General features: G+C 60.6%; 9 protein-coding genes and 1 pseudogene. 3 read left to right on the top strand and 7 right to left on the bottom strand.

Translation table 11 applies throughout. The features are described from left to right. Nucleotides 1–18 precede the first annotated feature (18 nt). Together EC919_RS08895 and EC919_RS08890 are read right to left on the bottom strand one after the other, a co-directional pair. Nucleotides 19–1,284: a hypothetical protein gene (locus tag EC919_RS08895; protein ID WP_133773113.1), complete on the bottom strand. Its 1,266-nt coding sequence runs from the start codon at nucleotides 1,282–1,284 to the stop codon at nucleotides 19–21. 250 nt (nucleotides 1,285–1,534) lie between these two features. Then, the gene (locus EC919_RS08890; protein ID WP_133773111.1) at nucleotides 1,535–2,497 is read right to left on the bottom strand and encodes an NAD(P)H-quinone oxidoreductase; all 963 of its coding nucleotides are present in this window, start codon (nucleotides 2,495–2,497) and stop codon (nucleotides 1,535–1,537) included. A 145-nt stretch (nucleotides 2,498–2,642) separates the two neighbouring features. On the opposite strand from EC919_RS08890, the gene EC919_RS08885 reads away from it, so the two are divergent. From EC919_RS08885 to EC919_RS08875, 3 genes and pseudogenes are all read left to right on the top strand, one after another. After that, nucleotides 2,643–4,724, top strand: a complete 2,082-nt coding sequence (locus tag EC919_RS08885; protein ID WP_208294959.1) for a carboxy terminal-processing peptidase — start codon at nucleotides 2,643–2,645, stop codon at nucleotides 4,722–4,724. A 120-nt stretch (nucleotides 4,725–4,844) separates the two neighbouring features. Then, nucleotides 4,845–6,635, top strand: coding sequence for a bifunctional diguanylate cyclase/phosphodiesterase (locus tag EC919_RS08880; RefSeq protein WP_133773107.1), 1,791 nt, complete (start codon nucleotides 4,845–4,847; stop codon nucleotides 6,633–6,635). Nucleotides 6,636–7,009: 374 nt separating this feature from the next. Then, nucleotides 7,010–7,468, top strand: a pseudogene (locus EC919_RS08875) (REP-associated tyrosine transposase). Nucleotides 7,469–8,945: 1,477 nt separating this feature from the next. Here the strand turns inward: EC919_RS08875 and EC919_RS08870 are convergent. From EC919_RS08870 to EC919_RS08850, 5 genes are all read right to left on the bottom strand, one after another. Further along, nucleotides 8,946–9,320: a hypothetical protein gene (locus tag EC919_RS08870; RefSeq protein WP_133773105.1), complete on the bottom strand. Its 375-nt coding sequence runs from the start codon at nucleotides 9,318–9,320 to the stop codon at nucleotides 8,946–8,948. Next, nucleotides 9,317–9,673: a helix-turn-helix domain-containing protein gene (locus tag EC919_RS08865; RefSeq protein ID WP_133773103.1), complete on the bottom strand. Its 357-nt coding sequence runs from the start codon at nucleotides 9,671–9,673 to the stop codon at nucleotides 9,317–9,319. Before EC919_RS08865 ends, EC919_RS08870 begins: the two co-directional genes overlap by 4 nt. 146 nt (nucleotides 9,674–9,819) lie before the next feature. Next, nucleotides 9,820–10,269 carry a YkvA family protein gene (locus EC919_RS08860; protein ID WP_074890601.1) on the bottom strand — a complete coding sequence of 150 codons (450 nt, stop codon included), beginning with the start codon at nucleotides 10,267–10,269 and terminating at the stop codon, nucleotides 9,820–9,822. 428 nt (nucleotides 10,270–10,697) lie between these two features. Then, nucleotides 10,698–11,486 carry an FKBP-type peptidyl-prolyl cis-trans isomerase gene (locus EC919_RS08855; RefSeq protein WP_037013885.1) on the bottom strand — a complete coding sequence of 263 codons (789 nt, stop codon included), beginning with the start codon at nucleotides 11,484–11,486 and terminating at the stop codon, nucleotides 10,698–10,700. A 192-nt stretch (nucleotides 11,487–11,678) separates the two neighbouring features. Then, complete coding sequence (locus tag EC919_RS08850) at nucleotides 11,679–15,485, bottom strand: bifunctional nitrate reductase/sulfite reductase flavoprotein subunit alpha (protein WP_133773101.1); 3,807 nt, start codon at nucleotides 15,483–15,485, stop codon at nucleotides 11,679–11,681. Nucleotides 15,486–15,868 lie beyond the last annotated feature (383 nt).

Below are 15,868 nucleotides of genomic sequence, written 5' to 3'. Positions count from 1 at the left end.
CGTCCTGGGTTTCCAGGGTTACTGCCCTTCGCCACCACGCCCGAGCCTCTGCAACACGCGGGCGATGAATCGACTGAATTTGCGACAGGCCTTGCATCCGCCCGCGATGGACGACCCAGACCGCAGGGCCTCCATCCCAGGGCCGCAAATCTCTCCGCTGGGCAATTTGCGACTGATCTTCACCAACCCCTCATAGGACGCACCCGACTGCCCGCTGACTTTCGTCAATCGGTAAGAGGCCAACGCCGACCCTTCAATGATGGGTTTGATATGGGGAATGAAAGGCTCGACCACGACGTCCAGATAACCGTCAGTCAGGTTCTGCGCGGTGACCGTCCGGGCAAACACACCTTCGGTACCTGCAATCGGATCCACGCCGTTCAACCTGCGATAGCCCTGCCAGTACAGGGTGATCTGGTCCTGGTACTCGAACAGGTTACGAACGAACTCGATGCGCACCACAATCCCGTTCCAGGGCTCGTGGGAGCAGTTGATGTAGCCGTAGATATCGGCCCCCGGGAACTGCGGTTCAGGCAAATCGCCCCCTGGCAATGGCTTGAGTGCGACGGTGGCAGGGGTTTCGCGAGAAAACGAGTCGGTCTCGTTACCGGCCCGGTACCGCACTTTGTACGTCGCATAAAAAACGCCATCCCGATCAGGCGCACGCACGGCGCCGCCGGGCAGGCGGACGCGGATATCGGCCGCGTCGATCTGCGCCTGGGTCACCGTCACACTGGCGACAACCGATGTCGTTGGCGGGTTGTTCTGCGACCAGTAAAGATCAACCACGTCGCCGTCTTTCGCGTCTAGATACACAGGGCTCGGCAGACGCAGCTCGACCTGATCACCATGACTGGCCAGGTACGCTTCGTTGATCACCCCGCCCACCAGATCATTAGGTAACAACAACGGCATCAATTGCTGGTTATAGCTCGGCGGGCGGGTGTCGAGGGTGACGGTGCGGCGCTCTGAAGGCGCAGTGTCATTCGCGTCAGTGGTGACCGTGTACCAGACCTGGTACTGGCCGTCCGACTGCAGACTGTTTTTATCCACCGTCAGGGAGAAAGGAAACCTTGCAGGATCGACCGGTCCTGGAAAATCCGCAGTGGCCACAGGTGTATCACTGCTCTCACCGCTCCAGAACAGGTCCAGCCGGTCGGTATCCCCCGCCGCGGCCGTAAGCGGCCAAAGCGGTACCAGCACTTCGAGACCATTGTTCTGGGTTCCTGTGGAAACCAGGCCATCAGGATCGTCTGGATCAATGATTGCCGGCACGTGAGGCATGGCCAGCAGTGCCCTTGATACTTCGCCTGTTCGCCGCGTTACCGACTGTGCTTTCCGATCCCTGGCCATCCCGTCCTCACCTAGTCCGATGAAGCGTTCTCAGCCGACACTCGCCGACCAGGCAACGCAACAAGGCTTTATTGAGAACCGAATGGACCCGGTTGACTACTGTCAGAAATGACAGTTCGGGCCACCGCCGGTCGGTTGACGATGCACGGCTATAGCGAACAGCAAAAGGGCAAAAGCAGGGTCAGACCAGACTGTCGTCGATCACCAGCACGACCTTGCCCGACACCTGATTAGTCGCCAGCTCCGCGTAGGCCGCTTCCGCTTCGCTGATCGGAAAGCTGCGCGCCAGTTGTGGCTTCAGGCGGCCTTCGGTGAACAGCGGCATGACGTGCTGGCCCAGGTCGCTGAGCAGGTCAGCCTTGAACTGGTCGTCGCGGCTGCGCAGGGTCGAGCCGAGGATATGGATGCGCTTGCCCAGCAGCCTGGCGAAATCCAGCTCGGACTTGCTTCCGCCCATCAGCCCGATCAGCACCAGACGACCGTCAAGGCCGAGTACCTTCAGATTCAGCGCCGCGTAGTTGGCGCCCACCGGATCAAGAATGACGTTAAACGGCGCGAAGTCGTTCAGTGCATCGAGGTTCTCGTTGCGCAGCACGCCGCCCTGGGCGCCCAGCGATTCGCAATACGCCAGTCGCTCCGCCGAGCCCACGGTGACCCAGACCGGGTTGCCGAAAGCCTTGCAAAGCTGAATGGCAGCTGAACCAACACCACTTGCCCCGGCGTGCAGCAACACTTTTTCGCCGGGCTGAAGACCGGCCAGCTGGAACAGGTTCAGCCAGGCCGTGGCGTACACCTCGGGAATGGCCGCCGCTTCGTGCAGCGAAATCCCTTCGGGCACCGGCAGTACATGACGGGCGTCGACCACCACTTCTTCGGCCATCGCCCCGCCTGCAACCAGCGCGCACACGCGGTCGCCCACTTCCCAGGCGGTGCCCGCGCCAACCTCGGCAATTACCCCTGAACATTCCATCCCGAGGATTTCCGTGACACCCGGCGGTGGCGGGTAATGCCCCGAGCGTTGCAGCAAATCGGCACGATTGAGTCCGGCCGCTGCGACCCTGATGCGGACTTGTCCTACATCCAGAGTCGGCGATGGCTCTTCAAGCCATTCCACACGACCTTCAACGCCTTGCAATGCTTTCACGGTGCCTCCATAGTGAGTCTTGACTGAGCCCGATGTGCCTCACGGCCACTGGGCTTTTTGCATTATGCGACCGTGTTCTGACCGAACCGGCGACCTCCAAAGACGGCCTAATATGCGTTATCAATTGTCCCCGCGTCGAATCAGCATGAAGCATTTTTTACCCAGCACCACCCTTGCATTACTCATTGGCCTGACTGTCCTGCCAATGTCGGCCAGTTCGTTCGCCGCCAACAGCTGGGATAATCTTCAACCTGATCGCGATGAAGTCATCGCCAGTCTGAATGTCGTGGAGCTGCTCAAGCGCCACCATTACAGCAAGCCGCCGCTGGACGACAAGCGCTCGGAAATCATCTATCAGAGCTACCTGAAACTCCTCGATCCTGCGCGCAGCTATTTCCTGGCCAGCGACATCGCCGAGTTCGACAAGTGGCGTTTCCAGTTCGACGACTTCCTCAAGAGCGGCGACCTGGCCCCGGGCTTTACCATCTACAAACGTTATCTGGACCGCATCAAGTCGCGTCTGGATTTCGCTCTGGCGCAGCTGAGCAAGGGCGTCGACAAAATCGACCTGAACACTCAGGAAACCTTGCTGGTTGATCGCAAGGACGCCCCTTGGGCCAAGAGCGAAGCCGAACTCGACGACCTCTGGCGCAAGCGCGTCAAGGACGAGGTTCTGCGCCTGAAGATTGCCGGCAAAGACCCGGCGAAGATCCAGGAAACCCTGACCAAGCGCTACAAGAACCAACTCGCGCGTCTGGGCCAGACCCGCAGCGAGGACGTGTTCCAGGCCTACCTGAACACCTTCGCGATGTCCTACGATCCGCACACCAACTACCTGTCACCTGACAGCGCGGAAAACTTCGACATCAATATGAGCCTTTCCCTGGAAGGGATCGGCGCTGTCCTGCAGAGCGACAACGACAACGTCAAGATCGTCCGCCTAGTGCCGGCCGGCCCCGCCGCCAAGACCAAGCAAGTGGCGACCGCCGACAAGATCATCGGCGTCGCCCAGGGCGACAAAGAGATGGTCGACGTGATCGGCTGGCGTCTGGATGAAGTGGTCAAACTGATTCGCGGTCCGAAGGGTTCGGTCGTGCGTCTGGAAATCGTCCCGGCCAGCAATGCGCCGAGCGACCAGACCACCAAAATCGTTTCGATCACCCGCGAAGCGGTGAAGCTCGAAGAGCAAGCGGCGAAGAAGTCGATCCTGCACCTGAATCAGGACGGCAAGGATTACAAACTGGGCGTCATCGAGATCCCTGCTTTCTACCTGGACTTCAAGGCCTACCGCGCCGGCGATCCCGAGTACAAGAGCACGACCCGCGACGTCAAAAAGCTGCTGACCGAACTTCAGTCGGAGAAAGTCGACGGCGTGGTGATCGATCTGCGTAACAACGGCGGTGGTTCGTTGCAGGAAGCCACCGAGCTGACCAGTCTGTTCATCGACAAAGGCCCGACGGTTCTGGTGCGTAACGCCGACGGCAAGGTCGATGTGCTGGAAGACGAGAACAGCGGTGCGTTCTACAAAGGCCCGATGGCGCTGCTGGTCAACCGCCTCTCGGCCTCGGCTTCGGAGATTTTCGCCGGTGCCATGCAGGATTATCACCGCGCGCTGATCATCGGCGGCCAGACCTTCGGTAAAGGCACCGTGCAGACCATTCAGCCGTTGAACCATGGCGAGCTGAAATTGACTCTGGCGAAGTTCTATCGGGTTTCTGGTCAGAGCACCCAGCACCAGGGCGTACTGCCGGACATCGGCTACCCGTCGATCATCGATACCAAGGAAATCGGCGAAAGCGCACTGCCTGAAGCGATGACCTACGACACCATCAAGCCGGCGATCAAGCCGGCGGTGGACCCGTTCAAACCGTTCCTCGCCCAACTGCAATCGCGCCATGACGTGCGTTCTGCCAAGGACGCCGAGTTTGTCTTCATCGAAGAAAAACTCGCGCTGGCGAAGAAGCTGATGAGTGAAAAGACCGTCAGCCTCAATGAAGCCGAGCGCCGCAAGCAACACGCCGACATCGAGAGCCAGCAGCTGGCGATGGAGAACGTGCGTCGCAAAGCCAAAGGCGAAGAGCCGCTGAAAGAGCTGAAGAAAGAAGACGAAGACGCGCTGCCTTCGGACGACGACAAGACCAAACCCGAGGATGACGCTTACCTGGCTGAAACCGGGCGCATCTTGCTCGACTACCTGGGCCTGAGCGGTTCGGTGGCGAAAAAGTAAAACAGCATGAAATGTGACGAAATGATGGCAAATCGTCATCAAATAGTCATGAAGCTGTCGTGAAATAGCGGGGCTCGACGCCACAAGCGTCGAGCCCCTTTTTCTTGCCCCGAGATTGCCATGACCGTGACTGAACAGCTGGGCGCTCTGAGTTCGATCCTGACTCACGGCGACTTGCACAGCCTGTTCCAACCGATTGTGTCGCTATCGGATCGGCGCATTCTCGGCTACGAAGCCCTGACCCGCGGCCCTTCCAACAGCGCGCTGCATTCCCCTCTCAGTCTATTCGCCGTGGCCCGCCAAGCCGGGCGCTTGAGCGAACTGGAACTCGCCTGCCGCGAGTCGGCTTGCCGTCGCTTCAGCCAACAGAAGCTGGAGGGCAAGCTGTTTCTGAACATCTCGCCGGAGTCTTTGCTGGAAGCCTCGCACCCGCCGGGACGCACCTTGCAGCTGTTGCAGCGCTACGGGATTCCGCCGAGCCGCGTGGTCATCGAGCTGACCGAGCAAACGCCGACGGATGACTTCGGCCTGCTCTACAACGCGCTTTATCACTATCGGGACATGGGCTTTTCCATCGCCCTCGATGATCTGGGCGCAGGGTATTCGAGCCTGCGGCTGTGGTCCGAATTGCGCCCGGATTACGTGAAGATCGACCGGCATTTCATCGACGGCATTCATCAGGACGCGGTCAAGCGCGAGTTCGTCGGCTCGATGCTGCAAATGGCCAAGGCGTCGCGGGCACTGGTCATCGCCGAAGGCATCGAGTTGCAGGAAGAGCTGGCCGTCTTGATCGACATGGGCGTCGAGCTGGTTCAGGGCTATTTGCTCTGCCGTCCGCAGGAGTTTCCACCCCGGGACGCTCGTGCGCTGCTGCCAAAAATCGACCCGGCCGCCGCGACCTTGACCGAAGAAAACAGCGACCTCAGCGCCCTGCTCAACGAGCTGCCGGCAGTGGTGCAGACCACGCCCACCGCCACAGTTCTGGAGGCGTTTCGCAAGCAGGCCAATCTCAACTCCCTGGCGGTGCTGGATGAGCAGCATCAGCCGATCGGCATTGTCCATCGCCATTCGCTGTCGGACGTTCTGCTGCAGCCGTTCGCCACCGAGCTGTACGCGCGCAAGCCGATCAGCCGGTTGATGAGCGATGACTTCCTGGCGGTCGAGCTGAGCCAGTCGCTGCAACAGGTCAGCCGGCTGATCACCAGTCGCGCGCGGCAGCGCATCGAAGAAGATTTCATCATCATGCAGAACGGCGCCTACCTCGGGCTGGGCCGGGTGATCGATGTGCTGAAGCTGATTACCGAGGTGAAGATCCAGCAGGCGCGCTATGCCAACCCGCTGACCCTGCTGCCGGGCAACGTGCCGATCCAGCAGTGCCTGACCCGGTTGTTGCAGCAGGGCCGCGAGTCGATGATCTGCTACGTGGACATCGACAGCTTCAAACCCTTCAACGACATCTATGGCTACGGCCGGGGCGACGAAGTGCTGCTGTGTCTGGCGCAGTGCCTGAATGACCGCATCGACCCGAGCCGCGACTTTGTCGGCCACATCGGTGGCGATGACTTTCTGTTGGTGCTGGGCTCGGAAGACTGGCGCAAACGCTTGAACATGCTGCTGGAAGACTTCCAGAACCAGTGCCGACGCTTCTACCGCGCCGAGCATCTGGAAGCCGGCTGCTTCGTCGCCCTCAATCGCCAGGGCCAGCGCCAGGAATTTGCGCTGCTGTCGCTGTCCATCGGCGTCGTGCACCTGCATCCGGAAGTCTGCACGACCCTTGACGCCAGCCAGCTTGCCGAACTGGCTTCCCAGGCCAAGCACCACGCCAAAGAGGTGATGGGTGCAAGTGTGCATGTGATCAATACGCTGGAGGCGGAGGTCATGGCGACGTTGAATCAGGCGGTTTTGGGGTGACCGGCGGGTTCGCCAGCAAGCCGGCTCCTACGGATTTGCGGTTGCATTCACATCCGCAGCAGCAGCGATTTCCGTCGCGGCCTTGCGGCGGAATTCACATCCGCAGCACCAGCGGTTTCCGTCGCGCCCTTGCGGTGGCCAGACCAATGCAAGGGTTGCTTGCTTACCCTCAATCCGTAGGAGCCGGCTTGCTGGCGAACGCGATGCGGCTGTCACAGATACATTAACTGACACAACGCCCTCGCCCACCCAAACCCGCCCTCCCACAAAAATCTTCCACGCTCACGTCATGTTTTGAACCATAACCCGAACGCAGAAGAGACAGCCCCGCACTAGCCTTCCCGCACTTTCGCCAGACAGGAGGGCTGAATTCCGTGCCAAAGGTCTATCACGCAGGACGGTTACGGACCGGGCGCTATTCCCAGTCGGGGCAAATCTAACTCATCACGGCGGTGACCCATCAACGGCAGTGCTTCTTTGGAAACTGGCAAATGGGCCGACTGCTCGTACATCAGTTTCGTGATGCACAGGCGCAAGGCCTTGTGAACTCGCTGGCGTGGGTCGTGATGCCGGATCACTTTCACTGGCTCGTGGAGCTGGGCGAGTGTGAGCTGGAAATCCTGGTGTTAGGGGTGAAATCGCACACGGCTCGCAACGTGAACAAATCGCTCGACCGGTCGGGTCGATTCTGGCAGCGGGGCTTTCACGATCGGGCGATCCGATACGAAGAAGACCTGCAGAGCGTCGCGCGCTACATCATTGCAAACCCCATCCGCGCGGGGCTGGTAAGTCGGGTGCAGGATTATCCGCTGTGGGATGCCATATGGGTTTGATGCACTGGGTTGGATTACACGGCTTCAGGCCCGCGAGGGTCGGGCGATTACCAATGACAGCTGGCGCCACCTCGATCTGTAGGAGCCGGCTTGCTGGCGAATGCGTTGGGTCAGGTGCATTCATATCGTCTGGCAGATCACGGTTCGCCAGCAAGCCGGCTCCTACAAATTCGTGTTCGCCATTGGATTCGTGGCGTTGGTGCGTACGTGTGTGAATTCACGTTCGCCTTTGGATCGTGACGTCGGTGCGTGCGAATGTTGAATTCAGGGCAACATTCGAATGCACGGCGGGATGGAATGTTCGACAGGGGCTAGCGAGGGACGGGTCATTACCGATGACAGCTGGCGCCACCTCGATCTGTAGGAGCCGGCTTGCTGGCGAATGCGTTGAGTCAGGCACATTCATATCGTCTGGCAGATCGCGGTTCGCCAGCAAGTCGGCTCCTACAAATTCGTGTTCGCCTTTGGATCGTGACGTCGGTGCGTACGTGTGTGAATTCACGTTCGCCTTTGGATCGTGACGTCGGTGCGTGCGAATGTTGAATTCAGGGCAACATTCGAATGCACGGCGGGATGGAATGTTCGACAGGGGCTAGCGAGGGACGGGTCATTACCGATGACAGCTGGCGCCACCTCGATCTGTAGGAGCCGGCTTGCTGGGGAATGCGTTGGGTCAGGGACATTCATGTCGTCTGGCAGATCGCGGTTCGCCAGCAAGCCGGCTCCTACAAATTCGTGGTCGCCATTGGATTCGTGGCGTTGGTGCGTACGTGTGTGAATTCACGTTCGCCATTGGATCGTGACGTCGGTGCGTGCGAATGTTGAATTCAGGGCAACATTCGAAAGCACGGCGGGATGGAATGTTCGACAGGGGCTAGCGAGGGACGGGTCATTACCGATGACAGCTGGCGCCACCTCGATCTGTAGGAGCCGGCTTGCTGGCGAATGCGTTGGGTCAGGCGCATTCATGTCGTCTGGCAGATCGCGGTTCGCCAGCAAGCCGGCTCCTACAAATTCGTGGTCGCCATTGGATTCGTGGCGTTGGTGCGTACGTGTGTGAATTCACGTTCGCCTTTGGATCGTGACGTCGGTGCGTACGTGTGTGAATTCACGTTCGCCTTTGGATCGTGACGTCGGTGCGTGCGAATGTTGAATTCAGGGCAACATTCGAATGCACGGCGGGATGGAATGTTCGACAGGGGCTAGCGAGGGACGGGTCATTACCGATGACAGCTGGCGCCACCTCGATCTGTAGGAGCCGGCTTGCTGGCGAATGCGTTGGGTCAGGCGCATTCATGTCGTCTGGCAGATCGCGGTTCGCCAGCAAGCCGGCTCCTACAAATTCGTGGTCGCCTTTGGATCGTGACGTCGGTGCGTACGTGTGTGAATTCGTTCGCCATTGGATTCTTGGTGGACTCGCCGTGGCATTCAGATACCGCCTGCATCCAGATTGGATTGCATCTGACAGGATCCAGGACTACTCAGGTTTGCTCGGCTGCGGGTACTCGAACTCAAACACACGGGCGACTTCCGAGGCGTGCCAGGAGGCGGCAGCGATTCCGTCGGAAGGGCCGGAGAACCGCCCGAGGCGTTCGACGCATTCAAAGAACCCGGTGCGAGGCAGACGACTGGCGCCCTGACTGATCACCAACGAACTGCGCAATGGCTGCTCGGCGCGGGCGTCAAGGGCGGCGAGGTGTTCAAGGGCAGCGGTCAGGGTTTGCATGGCGGGGGTGGGTAACTGCAACCGCTCCAGCAACGCGCGATAGGTCACCAAATGACGCTGGCGGCGGGCCAGGTCCAGCTCGGCGAGCAGCCCGTCCCAGTGCTGGCGACTGATGCGCACGCTCATGCCTCACCCCGCCAGCCCGCAACACCCAGTTCCCACGCCAGGCTTCGGCGAATGGCCGCATCCGGCTCACGGACGCCGCTTTCAATCAGGTCGAGGTAAGAGGGGCTGATGCCGACCGCGCGGGCCAGTTGCGCCACTTCCACGCCCTTGGCCTCGCGCAATGCACCCAGTTGAGACAGATAAGGAAGGTCGGCAGCGGGCGACGACGGCTCGGACTCGGCCTCGGTGTGGATCGCCGCCACGGACTCCGGGCCACGGGCGACACCCGCCGCACGCAACAGGGCCTGATACTGCGCCCATGGCAGCACCGCATATTCCGGCTCTCCGTCGCGCGAAATAACCTGAAGATCCATACCAACACCCCTGTAGGACAAAAACACGCTTTTACACAGTCTTTTTCTAAGTATGGGCGGCATCTTAACAGTGGTTGGCGGCTACCGGGATATGAGGAATCACCGGAACAGTGGTGGCTTCAGCGACAAGCCGGACAAACGAGTCTTCATATCTTTTTCTCATGCTCCAGCAAGACAGGCGTTGCCGGCAAACGCTCAACCACGGCGAGCTTTTCCGGGTTCTGCAATTCGCGCCAGGCACGGAAAGCGCTGAGCTCGGCCTCGAGGTGTTTCATCACCCACGCCAGCACGGCGATGTCGTCCAGCATCCCCAGACCCGGAATCCAGTCAGGAATCGCATCCAGAGGGCTGAGGAAATACATCAGACCGGCCACGATCGAGAGAATTGCCTTACCGCTGATGGCGCGATATTCCCCGCGCCAGTAGGCCAGGCACAAGGACTGAAGCAGTTTCAAATCGTCCTTGATCTTGCCCAACCGACCGCCCTCGCTGGCCGTTTTACCTGCGACGGCAAACAGCAATGCGGGCAGGCGACCTGCCGCCATCAGGCGCTTGGCCATGGGCAGATAACGTATGAGATTCCAGGGTGCTTTCATATCCACTCCACGATTACCGATAAAAATCGACCTGCTGGATTACTGCGTGTGTCGCGGCAGCCTACCGAGTCGTACGCCGATTCCGCACCCAAAGGTTATCCACACAAACTGTGGATAACCGTGTGAACAGACCCGTTTTTCGGGGCCGCAAGGCCCGTGCTACCGGGTCCGGACTTAGATCGCGCGTTTTTTACACACATAAAAACCTGCGAAAACCGTTGACTCAGGGGGCCAGTGGCGCTAACCAAGGACCGATCAACTCGCCCGCCAACGCCCCGCAGCCTCCGACAAATCCCGGCTTAAAGCCCTTCCACTGTCCGACATGGGACTCTGCCCATCCAGGCCGGTTCGATCAAAAAGAGGCGGAAATGAAAATGCCCCGTCGAGACGGGGCATTTCTTTCAAGCGGTAACCGGACTGACGAACGATTACTTCTTGGCGGCTGGCTTGGCCGGTTCAGCTGCCGGGGCAGCCTCTTCTTCTTCATCAGCGCCGGCAGCTGCATCATTGGCGCCTGCTGCTGCAGGGTCCTTGATGCCCAGCAGTTCCAGGTCGAAGACCAGAACCGAGTTCGCCGGGATGGTGGGGCTAGGGCTTTGCGCGCCGTAGGCCAATTCGCTAGGGATGTAGAGTTTGACCTTCTCGCCTACGTGCATCAGCTGCAGACCCTCAACCCAACCCGGGATCACGCCGCTCACCGGCAGATCAATCGGGCTGCCGCGTTCAACAGAGCTGTCGAACACTTTGCCGTCAGTCAGCTTGCCTTCGTAGTGAACGGTCACGACATCAGTCGGCTTCGGCACGGGACCGTCAGCTTTCTTGATGATTTCGTACTGCAGGCCGGAAGCGGTGGTGGTGACTTCCTTGCGCTTGCCGTTTTCTTCGAGGAACTTCTTGCCGGCGGCTGCCGACTCTTCGCTCATCTTGGCCATGCGCTCTTCAGCGCGTTTTTGCAGGTCGCCAAACGCTGCAACCAACTCTTCGTCTTTAAGCTTCTGCTCTTTCTTGCCAACGGCGTCTTCGATACCCAGCGCTACCGCTTTGGAATCGAGATCGTCCATGCCTTCCTGAGCCAGGCTTTTGCCCATGTTCAGGCCGATGCCGTAAGAGGCTTTCTGGGCCGGGGTTTTCAGCTCAACGGTGCTGGCTTGCTTGTCACAGCCCGCGAGTACCAGACCGACCAGGGCAATCGCCGCTGCCAACCGATGCTGTTTCATTCTGTTTCCTTGTTCATGCGCCAATAGGGCAAACGAGTAAAGCCGCGAGCTTATCAGGCTGCCGCGATCAATGGCTACCGGCATGAGAGGGAGAAAAGGCAGATAAGTTCAGGTATCCAAAGGTTTTCTTGTTTGATCGAGAAATTCGTTCAGTTGAGGTTCAGCGCCCGGCCACGGGGTGAGCGAACGGCGCTAGTACACGTCCCGGACATAGCGCTTTTGCTCGGTCAGACAGCGCAACTGCTCCGCCGCCTTTTCCAGGCTGACGCCGCTCTGTTCGCTGATCACGCGGCGCAGTGCCTGATCGACATCCCGGGCCATCCGCGAGGCATCGCCGCAGATGTAAAGGTGTGCGCCCTCCTCCAGCCAACGCCACAGTTCGGCGCCCTGCTCCTGTATGCGTTGTTGAACGTAGATCTTCTCCGCCTGATCCCGGGAGAACGCCAGGCTGAGCCGGGTCAGCAGACCGTCCTGCTGCATGCCTTGAAGCTCGTCGCGGTAATAAAAGTCGGTGGCCTGATGCTGCTCGCCGAAGAACAGCCAGTTACGGCCCCGATCGCCCCGGGCGCGCCGCTCTTGGAGAAACGCCCGAAACGGCGCCACGCCGGTGCCCGGGCCGATCATGATCATCGGCACATCACCATCGACCGGTGGGCGAAAATGCCGCGTGGGCTGCAGGAAAATCGGCACCTTGCACTCCCCCGCACGATCCGCCAGGAAGGTCGACGACACGCCCTTGCGCGGGCCGTAGCGCACGGCAGAAACCGTCAGGTGGACTTCATCGGGATGCGCCTTGGCGCTCGACGCGATGGAATAAAGCCGCGGTTGCAGCGGCTTGAGATGGTCAAGCCACTCATTGGCAGAGCAGGCAATCGGAAACTCGCGCAGCACGTCCGCCAACTGCCGGCCCCACAGCCAATCCTTCAGCTCGCTTTTGAAGGGTTCGGTCAGCAGGGTTTTCAGGTCGTGGCTGCCGTTGCGCTCGGCGATGAACGCCAAGGTGTCTGCTCCAGGTCGCGCGATTTCGAACTGTTCGGTCAGCGCCTGACGCAGCGGCACGTCAGACGCCTTCACGCCACGCACCGGTTGCTCGGCGTTCAGCCCGGTGAGCTCAAGCAACTCGTTCACCAGCTCAGGGCAATTGCGCGGCCACACCCCTAAAGCGTCGCCGGCTTCGTAGGTCATGCCCGATCCCTCAAGGGTCAGCGCCAGCTGCCGCGTATCCTTGGCGGCACCGTCCGCATTCAATCGCCGGTTGAGCGACAAGCGCGCGTAATGGGGCTGGTTACGTGAAGGCTGATTCCCCGGAGCCGATGCGTTGTCGCCAACTGCAGGAGTAGGAAGACTCAGCGACAGCGCCTGCTGCAACCCTGCGAACCAGCTGTCTGCGTGGGCCTGGTATTCGCTGTCGCAATCGATTCTGGGGAGCAGTGGGGAAGCGCCCAGTTGATGCAGGCGCTGGTCGAGGTTCTTGCCATGTTGGCAAAAGCGGTCGTAACTGGAATCACCCAGCGCCAGAACGGCGTAGCGCAGCGACTCCAGACGCTCTTGCCGGGCAGCCAGTGACTGCCAGAATCGCTGCCCGTTGTCGGGCGATTCGCCGTCGCCGAAGGTGCTGCTGATCAGCGCGACGTTCTGCAGCTGGTCCAGACGCTGGGAGGGAAAATTGTCCATGGCCGCCACTTGAACCGCCACGCCGGCAGCCATCAAGTGGTCGCCAAACTGCCGGGCCAATGCTTCGGCATTTCCGGTTTGGGATGCCCAGAGCAGCGTCAACAGCGGAACCTTTTCGGGTGCTGTGTGCGTCTCGGTCTCGGTTTGGGGCAAATCAAGGAAGCGGTGCCCAATCAGCTCGACCTTGCGCAGGGCGACCGCACAGCACTTGAATTCAGGCTGGAGAGAAATCGGGTCGACGGCGTCGTTGGTCACCGCGTTGATCGCCAGCTGTTCGCCGTACACGTCGTTCCAGTGAAAGGGCGCGAAGCAGTTGCCAAGCAGCACGCGGTCGCTGATCACCGCAGGTAACACCGCCAGCCCCCGTGCGGAACGGATTTCCACGCCATCGCCTTCACGGATGCCCAGCGCAGAGGCATCGTCGGGGTGTAGCTCGACGAACGGCCGCGCATTGAGCGCATTCAGTGTCGGCACTTTCCCGGTCTTGGTCAGCGTGTGCCACTGGTGCTGCAGGCGGCCGGTGTTGAGCACCATGGGAAATTCATCGTTGGGCAATTCAGCCGGCATCATGTGCGGACGTGGGAAAAATAGCGCTTTGCCGTTTGCGGTGGGAAAAAGGATCGCCGGGCGTGTCGTCAGTCCTTCTTCAACCGGGCCCGCGCCGCCGTCGCTGAGGTAACGAATCGGGTTGCGTGTGCGCTCGTCATCTGGCGCGCACGGCCACTGCAACGACTGATCCCGCAGCCGCCCATAGCTGGCGCCGCGAATGTCATAGCCTGTCGCGGGGTTCCACGCCTGTTTGATTTCTTCGAACACCTCCGCTGCCGAGGCGTAACTGAAACCGTCGGAAAAGCCCATTTCACAGGCGACCCTGGCGATGATCTGCCAGTCCGGCAACGCCTGACCCGGCGCATCGACGGCTTTCTGTGTCAGGTTCAGGTTGCGCTCGGAGTTGATCATCACCCCTTCCGCTTCGGCCCAGAGCGCGCCCGGTAACAGGATATCGGCGTAGCGATTGGTTTCGGTGTCAAGGAAGGCGTCCTGAGTGATGACCAGCTCGGCGGTCTTCAGGGCGTCGATGACCGTGGTGCGGTTGGCGACGCTGGCCACCGGGTTGGTGCAGATGATCCAGCAGGCCTTGATCACGCCGTCGCGCATCTGTTCGAACAGGTCGATGGTGCCGCCGCCGGGCGTGTGCGGGAGGCTGCCCTGCGGAATATGCCAGAGCTCTTCGATGAAGCGGCGATCGGCATCCACCAGTACCGAGCGCTGTCCGGGAAGTCCTGGTCCCATGTAGCCCATTTCCCTGCCGCCCATGGCATTCGGCTGGCCGGTCAGGGAAAACGGACCGCTGCCGGGCCGACAAATCGCTCCGGTCGCCAGGTGCAAGTTGCACAGCGCATTGGTGTTCCAGGTGCCGTGGGTGCTCTGGTTCAGGCCCATGGTCCAGCAGCTCATCCACTCCTGCGCCGCGCCGATCATCCGCGCGGCCTGGCGAATGTCGGCTTCGGCCAGGCCGGTGATCTGCGCGACGAAAGCGGGCGTGTACCCGGCGAGGAAGTCGGGCATGGCGTCCCAGCCCTGGGTGAACGAGGCGATGAAATCGGCGTCGGTGTCACCGTTCTCCATCAGCAGATGCAACAGGCCATTGAGCAGCGCGAGGTCGGTGCCCGGCTTGATTTGCAGGAACAGCCCGGCCTTGTCGGCGGTGGCGCTGCGCCGGGGGTCGACGACGATCAACTTCGCCCCGGCCTTGACCCGGTCCATCATGCGCAGGAACAGGATCGGGTGACAGTCGGCCATGTTGGCGCCGATCACGAAAAACAGATCGGCCTTGTCGAAATCATCGTAAGAGCCCGGTGGGCCGTCCGCGCCTAGCGAGAGCTTATAGCCGCTGCCCGCGCTGGCCATGCACAGCCGCGAGTTGGACTCGATATTGGCCGTGCGCACGAAGCCCTTGGCGAGCTTGTTGGCCAGGTATTGCGCCTCCAGGGACATCTGGCCCGAGACGTAAAAGGCCAGTGCGCCCGGGCCGTCGCGATCCAGAATCCCACGCAAGCGCCGGGCGGTTTCGCTGATCGCGGCATCCATTTCCGCGCGCACCGGCTCGTGGCTGCGCTGATGGCGGATGTACGCGGACTCCATCCGCCCCGACTCAGCAATTGCCTGGCCGCAGGTGGTGCCTTTGGTGCACAGACGGCCGAAATTGCTCGGGTGCGTCTTGTCGCCGACGACCTTGATGACCCGGTGGTCCTCGACCTGCATGACGATGCCGCAACCCACGCCGCAATAAGGACACACGCTCTTTACGCTGCTGCTCGCCATATTCCGTTTCCTGAAAGCAAAAAAAAGACGCCCTGTTCTCATCCGTTGAAAAACGGAGAGCACACGGCGCCTTTGTCGTGAATATGGCAATCGGCGTTGATTGCCTGTGGGCACGATATTGCAAACGGCAGGCCAGCGCGGGCGGGGTGACGCGGAGACGGCATCTGGCGCCGATACGCGATGAATTCACGCAGGCGGCTTTGGCTTCACGATGGGGCGGTCCGAGCGAAATCGCACTGTTTGTGTGCCGGTTCAGACCGACTCCAATCGTGCATATGCCCTATAGAGTGTAGGAGCGCGCTTGCCCGCGATCTGGCGCGCAGCGGCAGCGATACGGCGAATCCGGTCTGTCTGACACAACCAGGTGTCCGGTTTGGTTGCCG

The sequence above is a fragment of the Pseudomonas graminis genome, assembly GCF_004364335.1.
Taxonomy (GTDB): domain Bacteria; phylum Pseudomonadota; class Gammaproteobacteria; order Pseudomonadales; family Pseudomonadaceae; genus Aquipseudomonas; species Aquipseudomonas graminis_D.
Note: the sequence above shows the minus strand (reverse complement) of the source record. Positions and strands in the feature narration are given on the sequence as shown.